This is a genomic window from Nonomuraea sp. NPDC049480 (genome assembly GCF_044465905.1).
Taxonomy (GTDB): domain Bacteria; phylum Actinomycetota; class Actinomycetes; order Streptosporangiales; family Streptosporangiaceae; genus Nonomuraea.
Genome location: NZ_JBITMD010000019.1, coordinates 80,290 through 105,687 on the forward strand (window position 1 = coordinate 80,290; position 25,398 = coordinate 105,687).

General features: G+C 69.2%; 29 protein-coding genes, 3 pseudogenes and 1 riboswitch. Of the genes and pseudogenes, 10 read left to right on the forward strand and 22 right to left on the reverse strand.

Annotation, left to right across the window (positions count from 1 at the left end; translation table 11 throughout):
• The first annotated feature begins 127 nt into the window (after positions 1–127).
• A pseudogene (locus tag ACIBX3_RS41015) lies at positions 128–786 on the forward strand (sulfotransferase family protein).
• 451 nt (positions 787–1,237) lie between these two features.
• On the opposite strand, the gene ACIBX3_RS41020 reads toward ACIBX3_RS41015, so the two are convergent.
• Positions 1,238–2,116, reverse strand: a complete 879-nt coding sequence (locus ACIBX3_RS41020) for an MBL fold metallo-hydrolase (RefSeq protein ID WP_397125973.1) — start codon at positions 2,114–2,116, stop codon at positions 1,238–1,240.
• A 13-nt stretch (positions 2,117–2,129) separates the two neighbouring features.
• Positions 2,130–2,197, reverse strand: a riboswitch (guanidine-III (ykkC-III) riboswitch).
• Positions 2,198–2,279: 82 nt separating this feature from the next.
• Here ACIBX3_RS41020 and ACIBX3_RS41025 point away from each other — a divergent pair.
• Positions 2,280–2,408 carry a hypothetical protein gene (locus ACIBX3_RS41025; protein WP_397125974.1) on the forward strand — a complete coding sequence of 43 codons (129 nt, stop codon included), beginning with the start codon at positions 2,280–2,282 and terminating at the stop codon, positions 2,406–2,408.
• Complete coding sequence (locus tag ACIBX3_RS41030; protein WP_397125975.1) at positions 2,405–2,626, forward strand: hypothetical protein; 222 nt, start codon at positions 2,405–2,407, stop codon at positions 2,624–2,626. Before ACIBX3_RS41025 ends, ACIBX3_RS41030 begins: the two co-directional genes overlap by 4 nt.
• A 70-nt stretch (positions 2,627–2,696) precedes the next feature.
• Here ACIBX3_RS41030 and ACIBX3_RS41035 read toward each other — a convergent pair whose 3' ends face one another.
• Entirely contained in the window at positions 2,697–4,214 is a 1,518-nt protein-coding gene (locus ACIBX3_RS41035; protein WP_397125976.1) for a SulP family inorganic anion transporter, read from the reverse strand.
• 514 nt (positions 4,215–4,728) lie between these two features.
• On the opposite strand from ACIBX3_RS41035, the gene ACIBX3_RS41040 reads away from it, so the two are divergent.
• Complete coding sequence (locus tag ACIBX3_RS41040; protein ID WP_397125977.1) at positions 4,729–5,133, forward strand: MerR family transcriptional regulator; 405 nt, start codon at positions 4,729–4,731, stop codon at positions 5,131–5,133.
• A gap of 678 nt (positions 5,134–5,811) precedes the next feature.
• Here the strand turns inward: ACIBX3_RS41040 and ACIBX3_RS41045 are convergent.
• On the reverse strand, positions 5,812–7,038 hold the full coding sequence (locus tag ACIBX3_RS41045) for an MFS transporter (protein ID WP_397125978.1): 1,227 nt from the start codon (positions 7,036–7,038) through the stop codon (positions 5,812–5,814).
• 625 nt (positions 7,039–7,663) lie between these two features.
• Between ACIBX3_RS41045 and ACIBX3_RS41050 the strand changes: the two genes are divergently transcribed.
• Complete coding sequence (locus ACIBX3_RS41050) at positions 7,664–8,029, forward strand: hypothetical protein (RefSeq protein WP_397125979.1); 366 nt, start codon at positions 7,664–7,666, stop codon at positions 8,027–8,029.
• Here the strand turns inward: ACIBX3_RS41050 and ACIBX3_RS41055 are convergent.
• The 3 genes from ACIBX3_RS41055 to ACIBX3_RS41065 all read right to left on the reverse strand — a co-directional run bounded on the left by ACIBX3_RS41055 (position 8,004) and on the right by ACIBX3_RS41065 (position 10,372).
• A complete protein-coding gene (locus tag ACIBX3_RS41055; RefSeq protein WP_397125980.1) occupies positions 8,004–8,510 on the reverse strand; it encodes a DinB family protein in 507 nt (168 codons plus the stop codon). The two genes, ACIBX3_RS41050 and ACIBX3_RS41055, sit on opposite strands and share 26 nt — an antisense overlap.
• Before the next feature lie 210 nt (positions 8,511–8,720).
• Positions 8,721–9,074, reverse strand: a complete 354-nt coding sequence (locus ACIBX3_RS41060; RefSeq protein ID WP_397125981.1) for a transposase — start codon at positions 9,072–9,074, stop codon at positions 8,721–8,723.
• A 143-nt stretch (positions 9,075–9,217) separates the two neighbouring features.
• Entirely contained in the window at positions 9,218–10,372 is a 1,155-nt protein-coding gene (locus tag ACIBX3_RS41065) for an RtcB family protein (RefSeq protein ID WP_397125982.1), read from the reverse strand.
• An 83-nt stretch (positions 10,373–10,455) separates the two neighbouring features.
• Between ACIBX3_RS41065 and ACIBX3_RS41070 the strand changes: the two genes are divergently transcribed.
• Entirely contained in the window at positions 10,456–10,821 is a 366-nt protein-coding gene (locus ACIBX3_RS41070) for a helix-turn-helix domain-containing protein (protein ID WP_397125983.1), read from the forward strand.
• Between the two features lie 183 nt (positions 10,822–11,004).
• Here the strand turns inward: ACIBX3_RS41070 and ACIBX3_RS41075 are convergent, their stop codons facing one another.
• From ACIBX3_RS41075 to ACIBX3_RS41110, 8 genes and pseudogenes are all read right to left on the reverse strand, one after another.
• Positions 11,005–11,199: a helix-turn-helix transcriptional regulator gene (locus ACIBX3_RS41075; protein WP_355563645.1), complete on the reverse strand. Its 195-nt coding sequence runs from the start codon at positions 11,197–11,199 to the stop codon at positions 11,005–11,007.
• Positions 11,196–11,384, reverse strand: coding sequence for a hypothetical protein (locus ACIBX3_RS41080; protein WP_397125985.1), 189 nt, complete (start codon positions 11,382–11,384; stop codon positions 11,196–11,198). The genes ACIBX3_RS41075 and ACIBX3_RS41080 overlap by 4 nt, the downstream gene beginning before the upstream one ends.
• Positions 11,385–11,640: 256 nt before the next feature.
• Positions 11,641–12,225 carry a hypothetical protein gene (locus ACIBX3_RS41085; RefSeq protein ID WP_397125986.1) on the reverse strand — a complete coding sequence of 195 codons (585 nt, stop codon included), beginning with the start codon at positions 12,223–12,225 and terminating at the stop codon, positions 11,641–11,643.
• 85 nt (positions 12,226–12,310) lie between these two features.
• Positions 12,311–13,792, reverse strand: a complete 1,482-nt coding sequence (locus ACIBX3_RS41090) for an alpha/beta hydrolase (RefSeq protein WP_397125987.1) — start codon at positions 13,790–13,792, stop codon at positions 12,311–12,313.
• Positions 13,789–14,136: pseudogene (locus ACIBX3_RS41095) on the reverse strand (glycosyltransferase); the annotation flags it as partial. The gene ACIBX3_RS41090 and the pseudogene ACIBX3_RS41095, both read right to left, overlap by 4 nt.
• 221 nt (positions 14,137–14,357) lie before the next feature.
• Positions 14,358–15,227 (reverse strand): SAM-dependent methyltransferase, encoded by an 870-nt coding sequence (locus ACIBX3_RS41100; protein ID WP_397125988.1) that lies wholly within the window; start codon positions 15,225–15,227, stop codon positions 14,358–14,360.
• The gene (locus ACIBX3_RS41105; protein ID WP_397125989.1) at positions 15,224–16,738 is read right to left on the reverse strand and encodes an FAD-dependent monooxygenase; all 1,515 of its coding nucleotides are present in this window, start codon (positions 16,736–16,738) and stop codon (positions 15,224–15,226) included. Before ACIBX3_RS41105 ends, ACIBX3_RS41100 begins: the two co-directional genes overlap by 4 nt.
• A 1,136-nt stretch (positions 16,739–17,874) precedes the next feature.
• Positions 17,875–18,525 (reverse strand): TetR/AcrR family transcriptional regulator, encoded by a 651-nt coding sequence (locus ACIBX3_RS41110; RefSeq protein WP_397125990.1) that lies wholly within the window; start codon positions 18,523–18,525, stop codon positions 17,875–17,877.
• A gap of 55 nt (positions 18,526–18,580) precedes the next feature.
• Between ACIBX3_RS41110 and ACIBX3_RS41115 the strand changes: the two genes are divergently transcribed.
• Complete coding sequence (locus ACIBX3_RS41115; RefSeq protein WP_397125991.1) at positions 18,581–18,817, forward strand: hypothetical protein; 237 nt, start codon at positions 18,581–18,583, stop codon at positions 18,815–18,817.
• Positions 18,818–18,835: 18 nt separating this feature from the next.
• Here ACIBX3_RS41115 and ACIBX3_RS41120 read toward each other — a convergent pair.
• From ACIBX3_RS41120 to ACIBX3_RS41140, 5 genes and pseudogenes are all read right to left on the reverse strand, one after another.
• Positions 18,836–19,159 (reverse strand): annotated as a pseudogene (locus tag ACIBX3_RS41120) (SDR family NAD(P)-dependent oxidoreductase); the annotation flags it as partial.
• Between the two features lie 142 nt (positions 19,160–19,301).
• The gene (locus ACIBX3_RS41125; protein ID WP_397125992.1) at positions 19,302–19,961 is read right to left on the reverse strand and encodes an NADPH-dependent F420 reductase; all 660 of its coding nucleotides are present in this window, start codon (positions 19,959–19,961) and stop codon (positions 19,302–19,304) included.
• Positions 19,962–19,980: 19 nt separating this feature from the next.
• Positions 19,981–20,106, reverse strand: a complete 126-nt coding sequence (locus ACIBX3_RS41130; protein ID WP_397125994.1) for a hypothetical protein — start codon at positions 20,104–20,106, stop codon at positions 19,981–19,983.
• Positions 20,106–20,720 (reverse strand): recombinase family protein, encoded by a 615-nt coding sequence (locus ACIBX3_RS41135; RefSeq protein WP_397125996.1) that lies wholly within the window; start codon positions 20,718–20,720, stop codon positions 20,106–20,108. The genes ACIBX3_RS41130 and ACIBX3_RS41135 overlap by 1 nt, the downstream gene beginning before the upstream one ends.
• A 3-nt stretch (positions 20,721–20,723) precedes the next feature.
• The gene (locus tag ACIBX3_RS41140) at positions 20,724–21,023 is read right to left on the reverse strand and encodes a hypothetical protein (protein WP_397125997.1); all 300 of its coding nucleotides are present in this window, start codon (positions 21,021–21,023) and stop codon (positions 20,724–20,726) included.
• A gap of 416 nt (positions 21,024–21,439) precedes the next feature.
• Between ACIBX3_RS41140 and ACIBX3_RS41145 the strand changes: the two genes are divergently transcribed.
• The gene (locus ACIBX3_RS41145; RefSeq protein WP_397125998.1) at positions 21,440–21,955 is read left to right on the forward strand and encodes a hypothetical protein; all 516 of its coding nucleotides are present in this window, start codon (positions 21,440–21,442) and stop codon (positions 21,953–21,955) included.
• Between the two features lie 100 nt (positions 21,956–22,055).
• Here the strand turns inward: ACIBX3_RS41145 and ACIBX3_RS41150 are convergent, their stop codons facing one another.
• Complete coding sequence (locus ACIBX3_RS41150; protein ID WP_397125999.1) at positions 22,056–22,241, reverse strand: hypothetical protein; 186 nt, start codon at positions 22,239–22,241, stop codon at positions 22,056–22,058.
• A 293-nt stretch (positions 22,242–22,534) separates the two neighbouring features.
• Here ACIBX3_RS41150 and ACIBX3_RS41155 point away from each other — a divergent pair, with 293 nt between their 5' ends.
• The gene (locus ACIBX3_RS41155) at positions 22,535–22,792 is read left to right on the forward strand and encodes a hypothetical protein (protein WP_397126000.1); all 258 of its coding nucleotides are present in this window, start codon (positions 22,535–22,537) and stop codon (positions 22,790–22,792) included.
• Between the two features lie 40 nt (positions 22,793–22,832).
• Here ACIBX3_RS41155 and ACIBX3_RS41160 read toward each other — a convergent pair whose 3' ends face one another.
• A complete protein-coding gene (locus ACIBX3_RS41160; RefSeq protein ID WP_397126002.1) occupies positions 22,833–23,459 on the reverse strand; it encodes a type II toxin-antitoxin system Phd/YefM family antitoxin in 627 nt (208 codons plus the stop codon).
• A 147-nt stretch (positions 23,460–23,606) separates the two neighbouring features.
• Between ACIBX3_RS41160 and mihF the strand changes: the two genes are divergently transcribed.
• A complete protein-coding gene (gene mihF / locus ACIBX3_RS41165; RefSeq protein WP_397126003.1) occupies positions 23,607–23,918 on the forward strand; it encodes an integration host factor, actinobacterial type in 312 nt (103 codons plus the stop codon).
• A 24-nt stretch (positions 23,919–23,942) separates the two neighbouring features.
• On the opposite strand, the gene ACIBX3_RS41170 is transcribed toward mihF, so the two are convergent.
• Positions 23,943–25,265 carry a recombinase family protein gene (locus ACIBX3_RS41170; protein WP_397126004.1) on the reverse strand — a complete coding sequence of 441 codons (1,323 nt, stop codon included), beginning with the start codon at positions 25,263–25,265 and terminating at the stop codon, positions 23,943–23,945.
• Positions 25,266–25,398 lie beyond the last annotated feature (133 nt).

Below are 25,398 nucleotides of genomic sequence, written 5' to 3' on the forward strand. Positions count from 1 at the left end.
TTGTCCGACACCTACGCCAAGGCCGCGGTCGACGTCTGCCGAAAGGTGAACGCCGCGGTCGCTGCAGCAGGAGGCTGACGTGTTACACGTGATCGGCGCGGGATTCCCGCGTACCGGAACCAGATCGATGAAGGCCGCGCTGGAAAGGCTGGGATTCGGTCCCTGCTCCACATGGCCGAAATCGGGAGCAATCCCGACCACGTCGACCGGTGGCTGCCCGCCGCCTCCGGCCTGCCGCTGGACTGGGACAGTGTGCTCGACGGTTACCGATCCACCCAGGACTGGCCGGCCAGTTTCTTCTGGCGCGAGCAGGCGGAGGTCTACCCGGACTCGAAGGTCGTCCTGACCGTCCGCGATCCGCATCGCTGGTATGTCAGCATGCAGGCTCTGATCGCCACCCGCCGGGACGTGCCGCCGGATCTGCCTGAAGCGGGGGCCGCGGTACTCAGGACGATGGAGAGGCTCCGCCCAATTCTCGATCTCATCGGAGAGTCCACCTTCGGCGACACCTGGGACTTCCAGCGGGGCATGCCCGACGAAGAGATCGCGGTAGCGGCGTTCCACCGTCACGTGGCCGTTGTCCAGAAGAGCCTGCCCGCAGATCGCCTCCTGGTGTTCGACGTCCGCGAGGGCTGGGAGCCGCTCTGCCGGTTCCTGGGCGTCGACGCTCCCGCCGGTGAGCCGTTCCCGCACCTCAACGACTCCGAGACCATGCAGCGCGCGCTGCAACAACTGTTGACCGATGGCAGCATCGACTCGGCTTTCATTTCCGGCACGCATGACTGAACGGCATCACCGCGCCTTTCCACGGGACCGTCCTGCGGAGGGGCGCGGAGGTCGTCCTCGTCCCCTACCACGTGCGATGCTGGTCCGATCACCAGAGGGAGAGGACCGACGGTGATCGGGCGTGAGGCAACCGTCGTACAGGGCGCAAAGGGGCAGTGCACCCGCAGGCGTAGGGGCTTGAGCAGCAACCACCCGGCGGCATCCGCGACCAGCGCGCCCGGACGCCGCCGAGGACGATGACGCCATCTGACCTCAGGTCGCGGAGCGGGCCTCGATCACCCGGTCGGGTACCTCCTCACCCGGCCGGGCTCACGCCGAGTCGGTCGGCCTGTGGCGCCGGCGTTCCCCTGCCCAGGTGGAGAGGGCGGCTGTCCAAGTGGGATGCGGAACAGGTCGTTGCCCTGGACAGGATCTGGTGAAGGGGGCAGGAGGTCCGATGCGTTCGTGCGGCTCAGGGATTTGGCCAGAGGATGAAGAGGGGGTAGGCACCCCGGCTGGGCCGGTCGCCGATCTCCTTGATCGCCGCACGGATCTCGTGCAGGTGCCCGATGGTCATCTGCAGTGGGGGCTCGTCGGGCTGGTAGGTGGTGCGGATCGGGTAGTCCACGCCTGGCTGCCTGGTCATCTCGATGTGGCAGCCGAGCACGTGGGTGACCGGTCGGCGGCCGGAGAAGTCGATCAGGCGGTCGATGGTCTGGGCGAAGGCCGGCCAGTCCTGGATGTAGAGACGGCCCGGGTAGACCGTGTCGCCAGTGAGCAGGAACCCGGTCCACCGGTCGTAGAACGTAACCGCCGCCTCGTGGTGGCCCGGGGTGGCCAGGCACTCCAACACACGGCCTCCCAGGTCGACCTGCGCCACGGCGTCGGGATCCTTGCTGAACCCGAAGTACTCCCAGGCGGTGGCCAGGTCCGCGCCGACCACCGTGGTATCGGGGCGGTCGGTGAACTGATCGTCGCCCGCGATGTGGTCGCCATGCGGGTGGGTGTGCAGCACCAGCAGGTGGTACTCCTCCCGGGGGTGGCGGGCGAGCCAGCCGGCGACGAGCTCATCGACCACCCGGCGCAAGGGGAAGAACGTGGCGGATGCCGTGGCGCCGGTGTCGATCAGCACCGCCCATGCGTTTCCGAACAGCAGGAACAAGAACGGCGCCTCGTAGTTGATCGCCATGTTCTGCCGCAAGATGAACGTGTGCTCGTCGTACGTGTGGACCTGGATGTCCGGATCGGTGTTGTGCTTGGCCGACGGTGAGCCGTGAATCCACCGGACATCCAGTGCACAAGGCTGTGGAGTCACTCCAGTGAAATCGATCAAAGGTATGCCTGCATCCATGACGTCTCCTTGGAGTGCGTCGTCTTTGCAGGCCGGGTACGGCGCACATCTCGTCCGGGGCAAGCGCTTACGGGCTTCCGCGGCGACGGTACCACGTCAGCGATCAGCTACTCGGACCTGGGCGGCGGGCCCGGCACCGGCGAGGCCGGAGTTCGCCAAGGCGATGGAGTACGCGCGCACGATCACGACGGCCGTCCCGCACCAGCGGGTGATCTTCACCGTGCGCGAGATGAAGCGGCTGGGCCGCGGCGCGGCCGAGCTCTCGGCCATCTCCGAGGAGTTGCCCGCATGACATTCAGCTGGAGCTGCTCACCGGCCCGCTGCAGGGCGTGTACGACCCGTCCGGGCAGGGGGCGGGGGCTGTTCGCCCTTCTTCGCCGGGAGCGCGGGGTGCCAGTGCCGGAGATCGCTCGCAAGCTGATCATCCCCGCCGGTAAGAACAAGGGCAGCAATCCGTCCCTGGCCGGCGTCTACCGAGTGCCGGCCGCTGAGGGCGAGGCCGCACCATGAACACCGCTGCCGCACCTCGGAAGCGGGCGCGGCAGCGGTGAGCGTGAACGTCAAGGCTGCAGGCGGGGGATCAGTGGCTGCCGGACAGTTCCCCCGACAAAGCACCGTGCATGCGGGCGCTGGGCTGGTTCAGCCCGATGATCTGTACGGTCTTGCCGCGGGCGGCGTATTTGGCCTCGACGGCGTCCAGGGCGGCGACGGAGGAGGCGTCCCAGATGTGGGCGTCGGTCAGGTCGATGACCACGTCGTCGGGGTCGCTCGCGTAGTTGAACTGGGAAACCAGATCGTTGCTGGACGCGAAGAACAGTTCGCCGGTGACGGCGTAGACGACCTGGCGGCCGTCGGGATCGACGACGGCGGAGACCTCGGCCAGGTGCGCCACCCGGCGGGCGAAGATGACCAGGCCGGTCAGTGAGCCGACGACGACGCCGATGGCCAGGTTGTGGGTGGCGACCACGACGGCGACGGTGACGACCATGACGCTGATCTCGCCGGCGGGCATGCGCTTGAGGGTGGCCGGGGCGATGGAGTGCCAGTCGAAGGTGCCGACCGAGACCAGGATCATGACGGCGACCAGGGCGGCCATCGGGATCTGAGACACCCAGGGGCCGAAGACGATGCACAGGACCATGAGCATGATGCCGGCGGTGAAGGTGGACAGGCGGGTGCGGGCGCCGTTCTTGACGTTGATCATGGTCTGACCGATCATCGCGCAGCCGCCCATGCCGCCGAAGAAGCCGGTGACGATGTTGGCGATGCCCTGGCCGATGGACTCGCGGGTCTTGGAGGACCGGGTGTCGGTGATGTCGTCGACCAGCTTGGCCGTCATGAGCGACTCCATGAGCCCGACCAGGGCCAAGCCGAGCGCGTACGGGGCGATGAGAGTGAGGGTGTCCAGGGTGAAGGGCACGTCCGGCAGCCCCGGCACGGGCAGCGAGGACGGCAGGGCGCCGCGGTCGCCGACGGTCGGTACGGCCAGGTGGGCGCCGATGGTCAGCGCGGTGAGCGCGGCGATGGAGATCAGCGGGGCCGGGATCGCCCTGGTCAGGCGGGGCAGGAACACCATCAGCGCCAGCGCCCCGCCGACCAGCGGGTAGACGATCCACGGGACGTCGATGAGCTCGGGCACCTGCGCCATGAAGATCAGGATGGCCAGGGCGTTGACGAAGCCGACCATCACGCTGCGCGGCACGAAACGCATCAACTTCGCCACGCCGAGCGCCCCGAGCGCGATCTGGATGAGGCCGCCGAGGATGACGGCGGCGACCAGGTGGCTCAGGCCGTGCTCACGCGTCAGCGGCGCGACGACCAAGGCGATGGCCCCGGTGGCGGCCGAGATCATCGCCGGACGGCCGCCGGCGATCGCGATGACCACGGCCATGGTGAAAGAGGCGAACAAGCCGACGCTGGGATCGACCCCGGCGATGATGGAGAACGAGATCGCCTCAGGGATGAGGGCGAGGGCGACGACCAGGCCGGACAGAATCTCGGTACGCGCCACCGAGGGCTTCAGCCATTCGGGGCGGCCGGGCCGCAGGCGAGCGGCCAGGGTCGGGGATGGACGGGCGGGCACAGGCGAGCTGGACAACAGGCGTCCTTCACGGTGGAACAGCCCTCACGGGGCAGCGGGCGGCGTGCCACCGGCGGGGGTGGACGGCAGCAGGGAGGTCTCGGCCGAGCGAGGGCCGCCGGGCACGTTCGGGAGCGTGCCCGAATCGAAGAAAGGCGGCAGGCCGGGCGACGACGACGGCGGTGCTATCGCGGGCAGGTCACGGCGGGCAGCAGGCGGTGGTGATCAAAGGCATGCGCGCGTCGATGTTCCTTACCTCGTCATGGGGCGGCGCCCGGCCGGCGCCGGTGCATGTCGCTGGGGGTCGACGTGTCAGCGTGGCGATATGTCCAGTTTGCGCCGGGACGCCCCAATGCGGTCTGGCCATCCGAAACTCTACCTTAACGTTAGGGTAGAGATTCGGCGGGGGAGGGTGTGGCCGCCCGCACCGCCCTGCCTGCTGAGCAGTGAGGTCGTGCAGAAGATGGACGGATCGGCGCTTCCCGCCACCGAGGGCGAGGTCCCGGCTTCGGCGGGCAGTGGCGGAGATCACATGCATATCGGGCAGGTGGCGGCACGGACTGAGCTGTCGCTGCGGACCATCCGGCATTACGACGAGGTCGGCCTGGTGCGGCCCTCGGCACGCAGCCAGGGCGGCTTCCGCCTCTACACCGAGGCCGACGTGGCCCGGCTGATGGTGATCCGCCGGATGAAGCCGCTCGGCTTCACCCTGGAGGAAATGGGCGAGTTGCTGGCCATCACCGACCGGCTCGACAACAGCGGCGCCGGGGCCCTGAAGACGGCCGAGCGCGAGCAGCTGCTGACCCGGCTGGGCCGCTTCGAGCAGGCCACCCGCGAGCGCTGCGAGGCGCTGCGCGCCCAGCTGAACAGGGCCGAGGAGTTCGCCGCCGCCCTGCAGCGGCGCGCCGGCCAGCTGATGACCGGCGGCACGGCCTGACCGGCGTCCGAGCTCGCCTGCCGCCTTGACCTTCACTGCGATCGAGGTTCGACGACGGGCATGAGGCATCGCCCGCAGGCAGATGCGAAGGGGGCCAGGTGTGATCGAGGTATGGCCCGGCGTTGCCGCGGTCCCGGACGCCGACGGCATGGCGTTGTCGGCCTGTCGGCCTGTCGGCCTGTCGGCAAGGCTGGCCCCCCAGCCGCCATCTGTGACGTTTTACAGGTGAAGAAGGATGGTGGCAGCCGGGGACTCGGGTGGTGGCACGTGTGATCGGGTAACGGATTAGGAAGCGGCACGAGCGCCCCGGCCTCGCAACCGGTCCATCTCTCGCGTCTCCGGCCGCATCGGCCAGGTTAGCGGTGAGGGCGTAGGCAGCCCCGCAGGTCAGCAGCACCGGCGCCAGTCCTGCGGCCGCCACCGCCACTCCGCCCAGCAGCCCACCCAGAGGGGTCCCAGCCCAGGCCAACGTGTCCTTAGCCCGAGCACGGCGGGACCGTGGCCCGGCTCCTTGACCCACACCGAGCGAGCAGCGCGTCTGGCCGGAGGCGCGCATGTGACCGAGCGTCCTGGTTGGCGGCCATCGCCAACCACGTGCCCAAGGCTCACCGCGTAGGCCTGCGTCGGAACCAGGGACTACGACCGGCGATGCCAATACATCAAACGGAAAGTGGCGGCTCAGTCGTCGTGGGCGATGTGCATGAGCTGCCGCCACAGCAGCACCACGAACACCGCGGAGCCGGCGAAGGCGAACCAGAAGGGCGCCGCGACACCGAAGCGGGTGGCCAGAACACCGCCGATCAGCGTGCCGACCACCAGACCGGTGTAGACGCAGATGGTGTTGACGCTGCCCACCCGGCCCTGTAGCTCGCCCGGGACCGCGCGCTGGCGGACGGTGACCGAGGTCGTGCCCCAGATGAACGCGTGCGCGCCGAAGATCAAGAAGATGCCCCCGGCGACCCACGGCGAATGGGTCAGGGCCAGGCCCAGGTGGGTGAACGTTTCGATGATGAGCCCGATCCGCATCAGGGCGCCGAGGCTCACCCTGCGGGTGATGGCCCCGTACAGGCCGGTGCCGATCAGGCCGCCGATCCCGCCGACGGTGGTCATCAGGCCGAAGCCCAGGGCGCCGAGGCCGAGCTGCTCCTGGGTGTAGAGGACGAGAATCGACCAGGCCGCGCCGAAGGTGAAGTTGAAGATCAGGATGGTGAGCGCCAGCGTGCGGACCGCCGCGTGCCGGATGGTCCAGCTGAACCCGGCGATGAGTTCCCGTACGGTGTCGGGCTTGGGATCGGTGCCCTGTCGGCCGTGCGGCGGCAACGTGAGCCGGGAGACCAGGACGATCCCCGCCACCACCAGGAGCAACTGGCCCGCGAACGGCCAGGTGAAGCCCAGGCCGAACAGCGCCGCGCCGATCGGCGGCCCGGCGAGCTGATTGAGCGTGATGAACCCCGTCCCCAGGCGGGCGTTGGCGATGACGAGATCGTCCTTGCTGACCATCATGGGCGTCAGCGTGGCCGTCGCGTTGTCGGCGAACACCTCGGCGATGGACCGGAGCGTGAGCGCCACCAGCGCCGTCGCCACGGTCACCGTGCCGGTCGCCATGAGCGCGACGAGCGCCGCCAGCACCAGAGCCCGCACCGCGTTCGCGACGAGCACGATCCTGCGCCGGTCGTGCCGATCCGACAGCACGCCCGCATACAGGCTGAACAGCAGCGGCGGCGCCCAGCCCACCAGGGCCGACAGCGAGATCATCAGTGGATCGCGGGTCAACGTCGCGATCAGCAGCGGGCCCGCGGCGGCCGCGACCCCGTCACCGAGATTCGTCAGCCAGCTCGAGGCCAGCAACCATCGGAATCCTGTCCCCAGCCGGGCAGGCAGGACCCTCTCCACCACTGTGATCACGAGCGCTAAACCATACGTTTTGAGGGGATCTGCGGCAACACGTTTTCGCGTCTACGCGCTATGCCGGAGTGTCACGGCAGGCGCGCGGAAATCCAGCGGTATGCGCGGACGGCCTCCGTCTGTCGCGACTTCGGCCATCACCTCACCAGGTCACGCGGCCGCTCCGGAGGAACCGGCGTGAGCGCGTGCCGGGCGCTGTTCGCCCGCTACGCGCAGACGCGCCCGTGTCTGGGATGAGCCGGTGGGTGTCGGACCTGGTGTCCATGACCGAGGAGTGAGCGGGAGCCGTTGTCGATCTCGTGAGGTTTCCAGCTTGGAGGGAAGCCGGCCTAACCGTCCACCAGCCGGTCTCGTGCTCAGGGCTCCGGGAACGCAGCGAGACCGCGCCGTCGTGAGGCGGCGCCCACTGCGCGGCCCGGCGGCTCAGCAGCACGTTGTGCTGGTGCAGGTTGGTCCAGCCGGGGCCGAACGTCGGTTCCAGCGCGGCCGCGGGCAACGGCGACAGGCCGAGTCGACAGGTGGAACGGCGTGGAACGCCCAAACAGTGGGAGCTGACGTAGGGGATCGAGCGAGATCCCTGCGGAGAATTGGAGAAAAGCTTGAAATCCCGAAACTGACGGCGGCGGTGCATCTGGCCGACAAGGGTTACATGAGCGCTCACAACTTCGCACGCGCCGATCGCCGCGGCATCGAACTGCTGGGACCGATGATGCCCGACAACGCCTGGCAAAGCGCCGAGAGCAACGGCTTCGCCGTCAGCGACTTCACCATCGACTGGGACAACCGCGTCATGACCTGCCCCACTGGAGCCACCAGCCTGCCCTGGGCCAACGAAACCGACCAAGGCGGGCCGTTCACGAATAGGTCTGAGCTGGGTGAACGCGCGGGCTCTTGTGATCGTTTCCCGCAGGGAAGCCCTGGTGCCGTGATCGGGTCGAGGGCGGGGTTCATGGAAAGGCGGGGTTTTACAGGCCGGTGGCGCCGTCGATGAGTTCACGCAGGATGTCAGCATGTCCGGCGTGCTGGGCAGTCTCCTCGATCATGTGGGTGTAGATCCATCTCAGCGACACGTTGCCAAGTCGCTTTGACGGCACCGTGTCGTCGAGTGTGAATCCGGCTGCGATCTGCCGGTTCTGCTCGCACACCTTGTCGTACTCCGCGAGGAGGCTGTCGAGAGTGTCGTCGGGGCTCAACTGCCAGCTCTGGTCGTCTCCGCGGGAGTTGCCGGGGATGTCGGCGGGGTCGCGCTGCGCCAACTGGCGTTGAAACCAGTTCCTTTCTACTGCGGTCAGATGCTTGATCAGGCCTGCCAGGGTTGTCATGGACGGCACGATCCGTCGTCGCGCGTCCGCTTCGGACACCCTAGTGACCTTTGCCTTGATCTGCCGGCGTTGGCAGTCGAGGAACGCCTCCAGAACCTCACGTTCGGTGCCTGTGCTGACAAGTTCTTCGGGCCACAGCGGCGTAGACACGATCGCACCTCCGTTGTGCAGTGAACGGGACGTGCTTACGGCGCCACAAGGCAAGACCTGCGATGTCGTGCATGCGGATCAGGAAGTTGACTGGTGGTGAGGGCTTTACTGATGGCGCTGGGGCTCGCGGTCTTGGTGGCAGTGGCGCGCGCATTGTTGATCTTATTGGGATTTCGTCAGGGATGCCGGGAGTTCTGTCTGATCAGAGTTTCAGGTGTCTCGCCAGGTTGGGGTGGATTCGCCGGTGAGGCGGCGGGCCATGAGGTCGATCATGGCAACGTGAATCATGGCTTCGGAGCGGGCTGGCAGGGCTTCGTAATCGCGCGCCAAACGGCGGTGGAGCATGAACCAGCCGAGAGTACGCTCGGCCACCCAACGCCGCGGAAGGACCGCAAATCCCCTCGTGGCGGGGTCTCGGCGGACGACTTCGACGTCGATGCCGAGGGCGGCACCGCCTTCGAGGACCTTGGTGCGGTAGGCGCTGTCAGCCCAGGTCTTGGTGATGGTCGGGTTCTCTGCGGCGACCTGGGTCAGCAGGGGGAGGCCGGCGGCGCCGTCCGACACAGATCCAGGCGCGGATGAACCCGTTGACGACCAGCGGCGGCGAGGCGTCGAGCCCGGCCACGTTCAGCACGCCCTCATCCCGGGGGCGCCGAAGGTGTGACCGCTCAGGGCCAGCCTCGCACCACCGCTCGTCGTGACCGGTATCAGCCCTTGTAGTTGAAGACCTGCCGCAGCGTGTGTTGAACGGTGACGAGGTCTTTCTGGTCCTCCATGACCTGGTTGATCGACTTGTACGCCTCCGGATGCTCGTCCACCAGGGATCCTGCACGGTCGGCGTTCCACGTGCGGTCGCCCATCGCTTCGGTGAGCGAGGCGGCGGTGAGCTTCTTACGGGCCTCGGTGCGGGACATGCGCCGGCCTGCGCCGTGAGAACAGGAGTTGTAGGAGGCGGCGCTGCCCAGGCCGGTCACGATGTAGGAGCGGGTGCCCATCGAGCCGGGGATGATGCCCTCGTCCCCGGTGTCGGCTTTGATGGCTCCCTTGCGGGTGATCCACATGTCCCGGCCGTGATGGCGCTCCATCTGCGTGAAGTTGTGGTGGGCGTTGATCGTGCGCAGCGCGGAACCGTGGCCGACGACCTGAAAGAGGGAGGCCGCCAACACCTCGGCCATGCGGGCGCGCGAGGCCATGGCGTAGCGCTGTGCCCACAGCATGTCCTCGATGTAGGCGGTGAACTGCGGGGTTCCCTGGACGAGGTAGGCCAGGTCCGGGTCTTCCAGCTTGATGAAGTACTGCGCCATCAGCTTCTTGGCCTCGCCGATGTGCTTGGTGGCGAGCTGGTTGCCGATGCCGCGCGAGCCGGAGTGCAGCACCGTCCACACCCGGTCGCGCTCGTCCAGGCAGACCTCGACGAAGTGGTTGCCGGAGCCGAGCGTCCCGAACTGGGTGATGACCGTGTGCTCCTGCTTGCTCGTCAACGACGTGTGGGGCGTGCCGACCGCGTCGAGTGAGACGTCGGTGTGCGGATCGTCATGACCCTGGCCGACGCCGGCCGGGATGCGCCGCTCGATGAGCGGCATGAGCGCGGCCAGGGTGTCGGGCAGGTCGGCGGCGGTCAGGTCGGTTTCGGTGGCGACCATGCCGCAGCCGATGTCCACGCCCACGGCCGAGGGGATGATCGCGCCCTGGGTGGGGATGACGGAGCCGACGGTGGCGCCCATGCCGATGTGCGCGTCCGGCATCAGCGCGACGTGGCTGGGGACGAAGGGCAGGCGGGCGGCGCGCGCGGCTTGTTCGATGGTGGCCGGCTCGATGTCGCTCGCCCAGGAGATGAGGCCGGGTGCTACCTGCTGCGGCATGACGGGCCGCCCTTCTGCTCGATGATCTCGTGGCAGAGTATGCGACTGGAAGGTGATGATCGCTACTGGTTTGTTCGAGGAGTGTGGGCCTGAGGAAGCAACTCCTGCCGGTGCTGACCGTCCCGCGCACCCCCAGCCGGTACGCAAGAACACAGGAGCCTGCCGTCCGCGATCTGCTAGCCGACCTGCACACCCGGTGGGAGCAGGCGGCGCGGCAGCGTTCTCAGGTGCCGGAGGCCTCCGGCGAGGAGGTGAAGCCGCCGCTCACGCAGGCCGAGATCGCTGAGCTGGTGCGTCGCTATTACGAGGACCTGGACGTGCCGGTCAGGCAGATCGCCGCCGACTTCGACGTAAGCGAGGCCACCGTCTACCGCATCGCGGCCGATGCGGGCGCGCACCGTCAGCACCGCGGGGGCCGCTCTCCCCGGGTGATCACGGCCAAGCAGTAGCTCTGTGTAAGAGATGAGCCTCAGGTTCCCTGAGGTCTCTGTGGCCTCACTACCCACTGAACCTGCACCTGCACCTGGTGCTTGGGTTGCCGACATCGGTGTCCTCGATCCCGGAACCGTCAAGCGTGGCACGATTCGCGACTATGTCTCTGGTCGGCTCGTGCTGGCTACGCCCGAGGCGCTTCATTGATCGTCGAGAAAGAGCTCTTCGATCTTCAGGTTGAACAGCTTGGCGAGACGGAAGGCGAATGGAAGGCTCGGGTCGAACTTCCCTGTTTCGATCGCGTTGATCGTCTGCCTTGACACGCCGACACGCTGCGCCAGGTCAGCCTGCGTCCAGGCGCGTTCGGTCCGAAGTTCCTTGATGCGGTTCTTCATCGGTATCTGATCTTGCCGACGACGAAGGTGATCGAGTAGACGACTCCCAGGAGCACGGGGAAGAGTGCGATATTGACGTCGTAGGCGATGAGGCCGGCGGCGTCCGCGACGACGTAGGCGAATCCGCCGACCCACCCCACTCCGAGGGTGACCTCCAGCGAGTCCTGTAAGAATTTCCGTTGCAACTCATCGAGTCCTCGGAGAAAGCGCGCGAAGGCGACGATCCATCCGATGCCGACGACAAAATTGGCGCCAACTGCGGTCCAGCTCGCCACCGGTTGCTGCGAACCCCATAGGAGTCCGGGACCGAACCTGGCCAAGGCAAGGGTCGCCGCCCAGGCGAGTGTCCAGAGTCCAAGTCGAACGGTTGTCTTGATCGAGTCCCCATAGGCCCCGGTCGCGTTGTGTGCTTGCACGAGTTGCCCTTCCTGCGGCGAGAAGTCAAGTACACTTGACACGATAGAAGACGCCCGCCGCGATGTCAAGTGAACTTGACAATGGCCGAGCCGACCCTCTTTTGGGCTGGGCGGACGATCGTGGTGTGCGTTCTCGCCCCGCCGCGCTCTGCCCCGGCGGCCTACGAGACGCGCCGTGCAGGTACGGGTGCGGGCCGGGCGTGCCGAGGCCCTTGTACTCGGTGGCGACCACGGCGTACCCGGCGCGTAGCCACGCGGACAGGTAGGTGATGTCCCGGGCCGAGCGGCCGCCGACCGACTGGGCACAGCCGTCGGCGATGCCGACCGTGCCGTGCGCCCAGCTGACGACCGGCCACCCGTGCCGCGGCGCGGTGCCTTCGGGTATGAACACCGCGCCGGCCACCGCTACGGGACGGCCGGACAGGCCGGTCGAGGTGTACCGGATGCGGTGCGCGGCGGCGGTGCCGGGCAGCCACAGCGACGCCGGCAGCGGCTGCGCGGACAGCACCCGGCCGGGCTTGTGGTGGTGGGCGCCGGCCTGGGCCGGTACGGCGGGCGCAAGGGCGAGTACGGCGGCGGCCAGCGGGGCCGCCATCCATTTGACGATCACAGCGGGATCTCCGGATTCTGTTGCGGCGGCCGGTGTAGCCGGCCGGTATGCGGGTGAGCAGGCGGTCGGGGCCGGACGTGTGTGGTCACGGCGCGAACGGGTCGGTGTCGTCGCGGCAGGTAGCGCCCACAGGTGGCAGGGTCGTGCCGTCGGTCAGGTAGGCCAGGGCGGGGCCGACCAGGCACGGGTTGCCGGACGTGAGGCTCGCGTGGCCGTCGGCCTGGTAGGTGAGCAGCCGGGCGTTGCCGAGGTCGGCGATAAGCTGCCGCGCGCCGGCGTACGGCGTCGCCGGGTCGTGGGTGTTGCTGATGACGAGGATCGGCGCGGCCCCGTCGGGATAGTGGAAGCGGCCGCGGAACGCGTCGCCGTCCTCGACCGGCCATAGCGCGAGGTTGAGGTTGACCAACCCGTTCACCCACCAGAAGTGCGGGAACATCCGGTACGCGTGGACGCTGTCGCGGACGTAACCGGCCACGGGTCCGCGGGCAAATCGCTGGTCGACCGCGAGCACCGCGAACTGCTGGTCGTCGGAGCCGAAGTCATCCCGGCCGGCCAGCAGGTCGAGCATGGTCGCCGGCTGTCCGGCCGTGGTGGCGGTGAGCGCGGCGGCGAAGTCGCGCCACAGCCGCGGGCTGTACATGGCGGCCAGCGCCGCCTCGCGGACATCGTCCCCGGTGAGCCGCGGGTGTGACGGGTTGCCGGTGGGCAGCGGCTGGCGGTCCAACCGCGCCGGCAGATTGTCGAAGGCGTCCTCTGGATCGGTGCCGCCGAAGCCGCAGCGGGTTCCGGCGGCGGCGCAGCGGGCGAAGAAGCGGTCGAGCTCGTCCTCGAACGCCGCCGACTGCTCCTCGCCGCTGTCAACCGGATGGTCGCGAAGGGTTCGCACGTCGACGGCGCTGGCGAGCACCATCGCCCGGACGCGCCCGGGAAACATGCTGGCGTATGTGGCGCCGATGTCGGTGCCGTACGAGGCGCCGATGGCGGTGAGCTTGCGGTCGCCGACAGCCTGCCGCAGCAGATCGACGTCACGGGCGACGTTCGCGGTGCTCATGTGCGGCAAAATTTCCCGGTTGTGGCGCAGGCAGGACAGCCCGTAGGCGCGGGCCGCGGCGGCATACGCGTCGGCGTCGACCGCGTCAGGGCGGGCGAAGAACGACGGCGGTGTCGCACCGCAGTCGACGGCGGGTCGGCTCGCGCCGGTGCCCCGCTGGTCGAAGCCGATCACGTCGAAGCGCGACAGCAACGCCAACAGTTGCGGCGGCGAGTCGCGCAGCACCTGCACACCGGACTGTGCGGGACCACCGGGCAGTTCGAACAGCGAGCCGATGCGGTGCGCGGGATCGGCGGCCGGCTTGCGGATCAGGGCGATGGTGATCGTCGGTCCGCCCGGGTCGTCGTAGTCCAGCGGCACGCGAGCATCCGCGCATTGAAAACCGTCGCCGCAGTCGATCCAGCGCAGCACCGGAACCGGCGGCTCCGGACCCGCCGCCACGGCGGGCGCGCCCGCAGCGAGCATGCCTAGCAGGGCCGCGCAGCCGGCAGCCGCGCGACGTAACAGTGGTTTCACCGCAGTTCCTTTCTCAGTGGTTGTCGGCTCAGCCCTACCTCGAGCTCGGCGAGCAGCAGGCCGCTGGCGGCCTCGGCGCGGAGGGCCCCGCCCAGCCGGGGCGCACCGTCGGCGAACGAGCGGTCCTCGAGCACTGTGCGTATGCCGTCGGCGACCCGCGTCGGTGACGCGGCCCGCGCTACCGACAGCCCGGCGCCATGGTGGACTACGCGCGCCGCGTCGTCCGCCTGATCGCGGCCGGGCGGCAGGACCACAATGGGCACGCCGGCGACGAACGACTTCACGAGCGTGCCGTGGCCGCCGTGCGTCAGGACGAGCGCGGCGTGGCGGAGCACGCGTGTGTGGGGTGACGGCCGCCACGACCGCGACGTTGGCGGCGCCGTGTGTGCCTGGGCCGATTACCGGCCCGGTGGTGACGAGAGCTCGCACCGGGAGCTCCGCGAGGCGTCCACGACCCGCTGCCGGGCCAGCATCGCAACGCCTGCCAGGGCCGTGGTCGGCAACTGGCCGCAGGCACCAACGCGAGGTACGTCCCTCACGTCTGGTGCCGGCGACGGGGTGGTGCTCATGCTTTCTCCTCAGGAGTCGGTACGGGCGCGACGGGACGTTGGGCCGTGGGGGAGTCGTCTACCAGCAACGGCTGCCGCTGGTAGACGACCGGGACGGAGGTGATGGGCTCGTCGAGCTCGACGTCGTGGCGTCGCCGCGCGACGGCGCGGACGTAGCCGAGGTAGCGCCCCCGGTCGGCCTCGAGCGCCTGGATCTCCGGCTCGTTGTCGGGGGCCACGGCGCGTTGCCACTGCAGCCAGAGCCGCCAGCCCTCGTCCATGGCGTCGGCCCGCTCGACGTCGACGATGCCGCTGCGGGACCAGTGCCGGCGCCACCACTGGGGTGAGTGCAGGCAGGCGAGGCTCGGCTCCCACCAGTGCCGCAGGTGCGGGGGCGGGTCGACCGGGGTCTCCTGCACCACGCCGGCGCCGACGATCCCGATCTGCCCGCCGGGCTTCACCAGGCGGGCCAGGTAGCCGAGGTAGAGGTCGTCGGTGCCGTAATAGACGTAGGAGTCGACGCTGACGACGACGTCGAAGAAGTCGCGGGCGAACGGCAGGGCGCGCGCGTCGGCGTGGATCGGGAAGACGCCGTCCTCGACGCCGGCGTCCCGGATCCGCTGGGCGCGGTCGTCGACGCTGAACCACAGGTCGGTCGACCACACCTGGACGCCGAACTCGCGGTGGAGGAACACCGAGGACGCGCCGCGCCCGCAGCCGAGGTCGAGCACCCGCAGGCCCGGCCGCAGGTCGACGACCTCGGACAGCCACTCGGTGAGCCAGAGCGAGTGGGCTCCGCCGCTGACGTTCGACCGCACCCAGTCGGGGTGGTAGCGGGACGAGCGCGGGAACCGCGGCGAGTCGAGCGAGCCGGGACGGGACGTCATGCCGCACTCGCCACGGTCGCGGCCCGCTGGTCGAGGACGTCGTCGACCGCGCGCTCGAGCTCGGCCACGGCCCGAGGCACGTCGGTCACGCGGTACCACCTGGCCACCGGGACGGCGTCCGGACGCACCAGCAGCCCGCCGCCGGCGTGGAGGCCGAGCGCGTGAGCGGTGGCCCGGGGCAGCGTCACGACGTCGACCGGCACGCCGCGCTCAAGGCAGGCGACGGCTGTCCGCCAGGCGGCGTCGTCGTCGCCGACGAAGAGGGTCAGCCCGTCGCCCACCAGGTCCAGCGTCGAGACCGGCGACCGGCCGGGGGCACCCGGCGCAATCCAGGCGTGCTGGAGGCGCCCGCCGAGGTCGTGGAGGAGCTCGGTGAGGACGGCGTGGCAGCGACCCTGCGGGTCGGCGGCCCGGGCGACGTCGGCGGCCGCCAGCGGCCGCACTTCCGCCTCGTAGGTGTCGAGGAAGTAGGCCGGCGCCCAGCCCCGGAGGACCCACGCGAGGCGCCACCCGATCGCGATCCCGTCGCGCACGGCCATGGCCAGGCCGTTGCCGCCCCGCGGCGTGACCCGGTGTGCGGCGTCCCCGGCCAGGAACACACGGCCGGACGAAAAGGTCGTCGACAGCTTGGCGTCGGCCGTGAAGGCGCTCTGACGCACGATGTCGACGGCCAGATCGGGCACCCCCGAAGCAAGCCGGATCCGGTCCGCGAGGGCCTCGGGCTGCGCGAGCGCCTCCACGTCGTCGTCGGGCCCGAGGACCACGCCGAACTGCCACCGGGTGCCGCCGCCGGAGGGGATGAGCACGCCGGCGCCGTCCGGGTGGCTGATCGAGTAGAGCGCGTAGCGGTGCGGACCGAGGACCGGCCACAGCGGGGCACGGAACTCGGCGCTGATCCCGCGCATCAGCCCGTCCGGCCCCACGGAATCGATGCCCAGATGTTCGCGGGTCGGGCTGTGGGCGCCGTCCGCTGCGACGACGTACGCCGCGCTGAGCTGTTCGACCGCCGCGCTGCCGTGGCTGCCGGCGACCCTGACCGAGAGCCGCACGCCCTCCTCGTCCTGGCTGAGCCCGACGACCTCCGCGCCCCGGCGGACCGGGCGGCCGGTCAGGCGGGCGAGGTGGTCGGCGAGTACCTGCTCGAGGTGGTCCTGCGGCACCCGGGCAGAGGCCGTCGGGCTGACCACGGAGCTCTGCGTCAGGTCGGGCACGTTGATCGGCACCCGGGTGCCGTCCCCGGCATCGGCGACGGTGCGGGTCTGCAGAAGGGCGAGGTCGACCTCGTCGGTCCCGGCCCGCAGCTCCTCCTCCAGCCCCCAGCCGCGGAAGGTCTCCATCTGCCGGACAGTCACCCCCACAGCCCGGGGCAGCGCGGACACCCCGGCCCGCTTGTCCAGCACGAGCACGTCCAGGCCGTAGCGAGCCAGCTGCGCGGCGGCGACCAGGCCGGCCGGTCCGGCGCCAACGACCACGACGTCGTGGTCGTGCGACCGGGTAGTGCGGTGAGCCATGTCGGTGAACCCTTTCATAGAACACGATGTACGGTTAAAGTGAGCATGGAGGTTAGCCGGACATGCTGTCAAGTGAATATGGGTGGCGTGGAGCGGAAGCTAGGACCCGCATAGGCCGAGCGAAGCCCTGTCGTACCGGGAGTCGGAGCTTGCTGGCGGGTGGCAGCGTGGTCGTATTGAGTCGCCAGTCCTGCGAGCCGCTGTCGCCCTCTGTTATCTGGAGTGACTCCTGATAGTCAGGCATGTGCGGCAAGTAAGGTTGGCGCTCACTTCCCAGACAGATATCTAGAGGTCTTCAGGCATGTCAGCCAGGTCAGGGGTCGATAACGCATCAACGGCGCTCGGTGCGAAAGTCATCCAGTGGTCGCGGACCACGGCGCCCAACGCGTTCTTCAACATCACGGCTCCCGTCGAACTGCACGTAACCGACTGAAGCCCTCGGCGCGTTCGCGGGCCCGGCGGCGCGTTCACCCGCGCGCCGGGCCACGCCGTGGGCCTCAAGGCCGGCGCTTGGGTTCCGCAGCCATCGGATCGTGGCGAACACCTCGGCGTCGACGACCGTGCACTGGCTCGCCGCGGCGGGGGTCAAGCTGCTCGCGATCGGACCCCTCGCACGCACCAGAGCCGGGGACCGGGTCCTGGTCATATCCGGCCGGAAATTCTTGCGGGCGCTGTTCTTTGGCCATGGTCTGTCCTCTCGGCGAGGGGTGCCAACGCCACCCCGCCAGGAGTCGTCACGACCAGCAGCAGCGGAGCGGAGTCTCGTCAGCGCGATCCGGGGACCTTGTCCTCGTTGCCGCCCGCCGCGTGGGGGCGGGGGTTCGGAAGCGGGGTCGCCCTCATAGAACACCCCAGCACTCTCAGCTCTATGACTTGATCACGCCAGCGCTGCGGCTCATCGCACAGGACCGAGCGGGAGGCCGTCATCGCAGGCCAGAAGCTACTTCGTTGGATTTTCCACCAGTCCGGGATCCCTAGCGGGCTCCGCCTCGGCCTGGCTCACGCCGAAGTCTGGGAGCACGATGGCACGACGGCACGAAGGTCACCGTCGAGACGCACGCCCCAGACGGCGACAGCACCCCTGACCCGCTGCCGTTCAGCCTCGTGATGGTCTGCAGACCCGGCCCGACTGGACGTCAGGCGCCCCGGCTGCGTGCAGCCGGGGCGCCCGGCGTCCGGCACACGGCTCGCTCGGCCATGTCCACCAGGATGTCGATCGCCTCGTCGACGGTGCGGCCGCGGCCAGTCACCAGCAGGTCGAGGCTCTCGAAGCTCGTCAGCACCCACAGTGCGTCGACTGCCTTGTCGACGGTGAGCCCTTCGCGCAGCTCACCCTCCCGCTCGAGGTGCTCGGCCAGGCTCTGCATGCCAGCCCGCCGGTCGGTCTCCATGTGGCGTACGGCGCCGCCGGCGGACTCGGGGTCCAGCCGGTCCATGGCATGGAGCACACGGTAGACCGCCAACTCCTTGCCCTTCATCCGGCTGGCCGCCCGGATGCCCTCGCGCAGGTGGTCGCGCGCGCCGGTGGCGCCCACCGCCCGGCCGAGCTCGCCCAGACCGGTACGCTCCCAGAGGTCGACCACGAACGCGTCGAACAGGCCCGACCGCGAGCCGAAGTCGGCGTAGATCGTCGACCTCGACACCTTGGCCAGCTCAGCCACCCGCCCCAGGCTGGGCTGCTCGGTCGGCGCCTCACGCAGGCACTGGCCGACCGCGTCCAGGATCCGACGCCTCGTCTCCTCCGCCGCCTCAGCGCGGAGCACCTGCTCGTACTTGCGGGGTGCCATACCCCCATCATGCCATATTCATCCGACAAACAGTCTGCTCAATGGCTCCTATCGCGTGCACATCCACGACGGCTACGACGACACCGAGCTGCGCCGCGTCTACCGCTCCGGCCGCCGCTGGCAGGCCCTCGCCCCCGACGGGCGCGTCATCGTGCACCGCGCCGCCAGCCGTGCCGAGGCTGTCGACCAGCTGCTCGCCCCGCCCGACCCGCTCTTCGGCGACCCCGCCGACCCCGCGGGCTGCGTGAGAAGGCCCCGAACGAGCACCCGTTGCGGTTCCGATGAACCCTGAATCTTGGGGCTACTTGCCTTACGTGCCTGACAGGCCTACAAGCGGCTGGCCAGCTACTTCGCTTGAGAACCCCAGATAATCGAAGAACCCCGCCGTGGAGATGATGTTGACGATGACGCCGCCCTTGCCGTCCTCGGTCATCCGGCGGGCCGCCTCTCGCGACCCGAGGAACACTCCGCGAGCGTTCACGGCGAAAACTTGCTCCCACATCTCATCCAGCATCTGCAGAACGGGCGCGTTGGGGAACAAACCGGCATTGTTTACCCAGATGTCCAGGCCGCCGAGTTCCGCGACGGCACGATCGGCGGCGGCGATGACCGAAGCGGTGTCGCTCACGTCGGCGCCCGCGTGGCGAAGAAGATCCCGCGGCGAAGATTCGAGGACATCACCCTGGTGCTGACCGCGCTGGCCGCCGGCGCCCTCCTCCTCTGACCCGCCGGCCCGGACCTGCTGTCCGACAAAGGCGGGGGAAGGTGCTGCCTTTCTAGGGGAGCCTTCCGCCTGCGGAGCCCCGAACCGCGCTGTCGGTCAGTTCCTTCACCCGCCCGGCGGGCGCCACGACCCCGGGCGTCTCGAGGAACCAGCGGAACGCCTCTTCCTGGCTGACGCCCTCGGGCGCCTGCCCCGGGAAGTACGGCTGGACGTAGACCGGAGTGCCGGGTTCGCTGCGCCAGCTGTCGGCAAGGGTGCCGACGTCCACCGCGTCGTAGCCGAGCACATCCAGCAGCCGGGCCACGTCGGCCTTGGCGGCCGGGTCGTCACCGGCGATGGGCAGGGCACTGCGGTCGGCGGCGCCGGCGGGCCGGGCGCTCGTGAACAGGCGGTGGAAGTCGATGTTGTTGAACGCCTTGGCCACGCGGGAGCCGGTCAGGTGCCGCTGCACCAGGGCGCTGGAGGTCAGCTCGCCGGAGTCCAGCTCGGCGATGCGGCCGTCGCGGTCGGGGTAGTAATTCATCGTGTCGATCACGGTCTTGCCCGCCAGGGCGGCAGCGGGCAGCCGGTCGTGGGTGCCCAGCGGGATGGTGGCCACCACGAGGTCGCCGGCCTGGGCGGCCTCGGCAGGAGTGGCCGCCCGGGCGTGCTCGCCGAGTTCGCCGACGAGCCCGGCGAGGGCCTCAGGACCGCGGGAGTTGCAGGGGTTCACTGACCTGAGAGAACCCCCGCTAACGCCGGATTCCGTTCCAGATCTCTCTGACCCCCAACTCCTCGCTGTCCAGGGACTCCTGTTGGATCTCCGGCTTGAGTTTCCTCAGCAGCGCGACCGCGGCGCGGTCCAGGTCTCCGTCCATCACGCTCTCCTGTCTGCCTGCGTGCGGGCGGTGGCCGCCGCAGGCGGGTCGTCGCTTTCTAGGGCCCGGTACAGGGTGGAACGGCCGACGCCGAGTTCGCGGGCAATGTCCGGGATGGACTGGCCGCGCGCGCGGCGGGTCCGGACGGCGGCGAGCTGCGCGTCGGTGAGGGCGCGCGGGCGGCCGCCGGCGCGGCCATGCGCGCGGGCGGCGGCCAGGCCCTCGTGGGTGCGCTCACTGCGCAGGTCGTGCTCCATCTCCGGGGCGAGCTTGGCGGCCGAGAACAGCCCCTGCTCGGCGCGCGTCCCGTGGGGTTGGTGCACCCCGGCGCAGACCCCGGACAGGACCTCCAGGGCGATGCCGCGCGGGGCCAGTTCGTCGGCCAGGAAGGCCAGCAGCGTGCTCGCGTCGGGAGCCAGCTGGCTGGGCCGGGTGACGACCAGGGTGTCGCCGGCGCGCATCCGGTCGACGGTGGCGCGCAGCTGGGGCCGGTCCTGCCGAGGGCTGACGCTCTCCGTCACGATCTCCGTGCAGCTGGAAGCGCCCAGGACCTCCTCGGGGTGGTCCTGGGCGCCGGTAAGGGTGCGGGTGTAGCCGATGCGGTGTCGCTGCATGGCTCAGGCAAGGGTCTTCGCGACCGCGTGCCAGTCCACGGCGCTGTGCAACTGGTCGTCGGTGAGCGTGTCGTGGAGCTGCGTGACGTGCTCGCCGGCGGCCACATGCGCCTCGTGGCCGGGGTACTTCCAGGGGTGGTGGATGGTGTCGCGCAGTTCGAGCAGGTAGAGCCACTGATCGTTCCGGTTGTCGGCGCTGAGGGCGCGTTCGGCGCAAGTCAGGGCCTCATCGCGGAGGTAGGTGACCTCGGGCGCCTGGAGCCAGTGGATGACGTACTCGGTGGGCGTCGGGGTGTCGGCCATGGAGAAGGATCCCCAAACACAAGCGGGTCGCTCATGATTTGCGGGACCGTTGTCGATTTCAGGAGTCCTCTGCAGTGATGTCAAAAGACATCTGCAAGAGCTCGGCGGGGAGGCGGTCTACGGCGATAGAGGTCATCCGCGCGTACCTTCCCGACGACTACCGCCGCTTCCCGACCCTGGCCTCGCCCGTGCCTGGACGCCGGATCTGGACGGAGTCGCCTGACATCCGCCTACTCCGCGGGCACTTGTCACCGACAGAACCACTCCCATGGCACACCTGACTCCTGTGCCCGAGATCACTGGCGCAGTGCGTATTTGTGCGCCGACCGACCGGCCCTGCGGCGGGTGTACTTCCCGAGGCCCGCAATCCGGCGGGTTCGTTTCACTAAGGGGAATACATGTTCGAGTCACGAAGATTGAGACGTGCCGCTGCGTTCGCCGCCGCCATGTGCGTGGCCGGAATCGGTGCCGCGCTCGCCGCGCCGGCGCAGGCCGCCCCCGTGTACAAGGAGCTCGAATACCGGGGCAACGCCTCCAAGCTGGTCCTGACCGCGCAAGCGAACTTCAACGGCTCCTTCGTCGTCCTGAAGGCCGACACCAACAGCACGCTCGGCCAGTGGGAGCAGACGGCGACCGTCTCCTCGGGCGGCGGGCAGCCCGCCTTCATCTACAAGCTGCGGGCCAGCGTGGAGTCGGGCTCTCCGCTGTGCCTGACCGCCGCGAGCACCGTGGATGTGGTCGTGGCCGCATGCAACAACACCGACAGCCAGAAGTGGTTCCACCCCACCGCGGTGTCAGGTCCTGGCGGCACCCTGCCGACCAAGAACGTCGCCAACCTCCGGCACCTGGGACAGCCCCAGTCGTCCTCGGCCAGCGCGCTGTCGCTGTTCGGGCCGATCGGCGTGCACTTCTGGGCCAAGCGCACCGCCTGAGCCATCGAGGTGACCGGGCGCAGGGCCCGGCACCGCGAAAGCCCCCGACCTTGGCATGCACAAGGTCGGGGGCTTGATCGATTTGGTACGCGCGGGGTTCTTATAGGCAGTCGCTCGTGCACATGACTCGGACATCGACACCCAGCCGTGGCTCGGCGGCCAGCCGGCCGATCACCTTCGCCTGGCGTACCGCCACGTCCCACGCCTCATCCGGGGCGGTCAGCACATCCCGCTCAATGATCTGCCCCCGCCCGCCGTCCATGCCGGGGACCTCACCGTCGCGCACACGAGTACGGAACAAACGCACCGTAGCGCAGAGGACTACAGACAAGCCCGGTGCTTCACAGTCCTCTGCACGGATATGCGAAAGCCCAGGACATCCGTGCACACGACTTCGGAAAGTGACAGGGGATGACGCTCCGGTGCTGGTCAGCCGCGCCGGCGCGCGGCGGGTTATGGCTTTATTGCCAGCGAGCCAGAGCTGCTGCCCCTCGCCCCAGCTGCCGTTTTCACACCGCCAGGCGCGGCGGGACCTTATCGCCGACAGCAGTCCCCCCATGTTCCGAAGGACATCTACTTGTGGATCCGCACGACACACCCAAGCAGCCTGGGCCTGATGACGCCACGCTGCCCGAGAATACGAACCCGAACGGCTTGTCACCCAACCCTCGACAGCAGTCGTCCGGTACGGGGCAGGCGGGTAATCTGCTTGCTCTCGTCAATGGCGCCATCGTTGCCGTTGGCGGTGTCTTCGTCACCACGTCCTCCGTGGTCATCACCGTGATCGCCAGCGTGGTGGCGCTGCTCATCGCGCTGATGATCGTGCTGAGGAACTGACGCGAACATCGTGTCCCCGAAAAAATCTTGCCTTCGTCTTTCACGCTTGGTCCAGGTACTCCCACCTGCTCACCCGCTGGACCGCGCCGCGGGCCAGGTCGTGCTGCAGCACGATCCGAGACGAGCGACCCATCTCCTCCTCCTCGACCACCGAGGGGTTGGTCGCCTCCCACGGCACGCCGGCCCAGGAGGCGTTCTCGGCGATCTCGACGGCCGCGCGGTGCGCGGGCGAGCCGGGCCGGCGCGGCCCGTCGGCCAGGGGCTCCCAGCAGGAGGCGCACCGCACCCACGCCACCGCCTCCAGCTGGGCGACGTCGGTGTCGACGACCACGTCGTGCACGCGGCCGGCCGCATCGGCGGTGTTGACCAGGGCGTGGACCACCGGCCCGGTGTAGGCGACCTGCAGGAAGGAGGACTTGCAGGTGGGGCAGACCGGCGCCCGGCGCCCCTGAGGCAGTCGCTCGCCCAGGGCCTTCTCCTGCTCGCGCCGCTGCCGTTCGGCCTCCTGCTCGGCGAGGTGGCGCTGCCACACCGCGGCCGCCTCGACCGGCAGCAGCACGGCCTCGTTGCGGCCGGGGCCGCGCCGGGTCAGGGTGACCGGCTCGCCGCTGCCGGCCTGTTCGATCAGTTCGGCCAGGCGGGCGCGGGCCTCGCGAATCCCGATCATCTTGGCCTGCCAGTAGGAGTGGAACGGCGAACCGGGTTTGGTGTCACATCTGGCGACGCTGTACGGGATGATGATCGGCGGCTGCCCCGTCGTGATCTCTGGCGGGGGGTCATTGACCAGCCGATATCTCTACAGGAGAGGTGCCTGATGGCCCTGCCGGCGATGACGGCGGAGCAGCGTGCGAAGGCGTTGGAGAAGGCGGCCCAGGCGCGTACGGCGCGTCGTGCGCTGTTGACAGAGGTGGCCTCCGGCGCGGTGAGCGTGGCGGAGGTGCTCGAGCGCGGCAGGCAGGATCTCGTCGGCAGGACACGGGTGGTTCAGGTCCTGCGGGCCGTTCCCGGATGTGGGCCGGCCCGGGTCGCGGCGTTGATGGCCATCTGCGGGGTGGAGGAGAAACAGCGTGTTGCCGCGCTGAATGAGCAGCAGCGTGAGCGACTTGTGCGGGCTTTGATCAGCTGATAGCGCCGGGGCTGATCGTGTGCGCTATCGGAGCTCTTCGTTCGGGTGAGGTTGGTTCTGCAGGCGATGGCGAAGTTCGGCCTGCTCCGCTGTCAGCGCCTGGCCCGGGCGTCGGATGCGGGCCGGGCGAGGCCGGGGGATGTCTTCGCCTTGCAGGAGGGCGAAGTCGGCGTGGGCCGCTTCGACGGCTTCGGGGTAGGCCTGTGTCTTCTCGTGCTCGGCGAGGGCACGGTAGATGCTGGCCAGGGACGGGTTCTCGCCCTTGCGTTTCCCTGTCGGGATGATCAGATTCTTGCGGATGTCTTCGACGCGTTCCCCGGCTGCCCTGCGACGCAGCACGGTGTGCAGCATGTCGTCGGTGATGACCGGGGGCCGGCCGCCGTGATTGCCCTTGCGGGCGGCGGCGTCCAGGCCTTCCAGGGTGGACTCGCGGATGGCTTCGCGTTCGGTCTCGGCCATCGCGGCGAAGAACGCGAACAGCATCCGGCCCGGCCCGGCCGGATCATAGATCCCGGCCAGCGGCCCGGCGAGCATCTCCAGCACCAGGCCGTGCGCGGTCAGGTGGTCGGCCAGCGCGGTGAGCTCGGCGGCGTCGCGGCCCAGCCGTTTCATCTCATACACCGTCAAGATGACCCGGCAGTGCGGGGCGTGCGCCTTGATCTGCCGCGCCAATGCGAGCGCCGCCTCGAACTGCGGGCGCACCTTCACCCGGGTCGAGATCTTCTCGGCGAAGATCTTCTCCCGCGGAATCCCGTGTGCGGCCAGCGCGTCCAGCTGCGACTGCAGCTCCTGGGTGAGCGCGGAGCAGCGGGCGTAGCCGATCCGGATGTCGGCCGTCGGCCCATCGTCGCTGAGCGGCGCGGGCGGCGGTGTGCCCGGCCGCCACGGCTGGCCCGGGTTCCCGATCGGCGGGGGTGGGCACCCGCAGCAGCTTGGCGAGCCGTGGGATCTTGGTGAAGCGGCCGGTGTGGTAGGTGCCGGCCACCGCGCCCGAACGCGACCGGCACGGCGAACCAGGCGCGACGGCGCATCGCGGGCACGGGTGACGTTCGACCTCATCGGCGTCACGGGTGCCTTCCTCGGCGATAGCGGACAGATGGGCTGATTCGGCGTGTTTGTAGGATTCTGGGGCCTCGGCCATGCCCCAGATGCTCTCACAAACATTTCCCAGAATCCGGAGGTCCGGTTGAGGATGACCGCGCACAGGGTGTCGCGGGGGCTGGCCCGCCAGGCTACGTCCATGGTCTGGCGGACGAGAGAGGGCAGGCGTCTGGCGATCGTGAGGAAGCGGACTTCGGCCATCTTGTCAGCGTGGCCGTACCAATCGGAGATCGTGATCTCGCCCATGTCGAGGGCCTCTTCTGCCATGACGGAGAGTATGAACGCGACCACTGACAGTTTCGTTCTGGGCTGGCGCGAGGCGCTGAAGGTATGTGACTGTGCGCCGTAGGTAGCGGATGAGCGCTCTACTTGGCGGAAG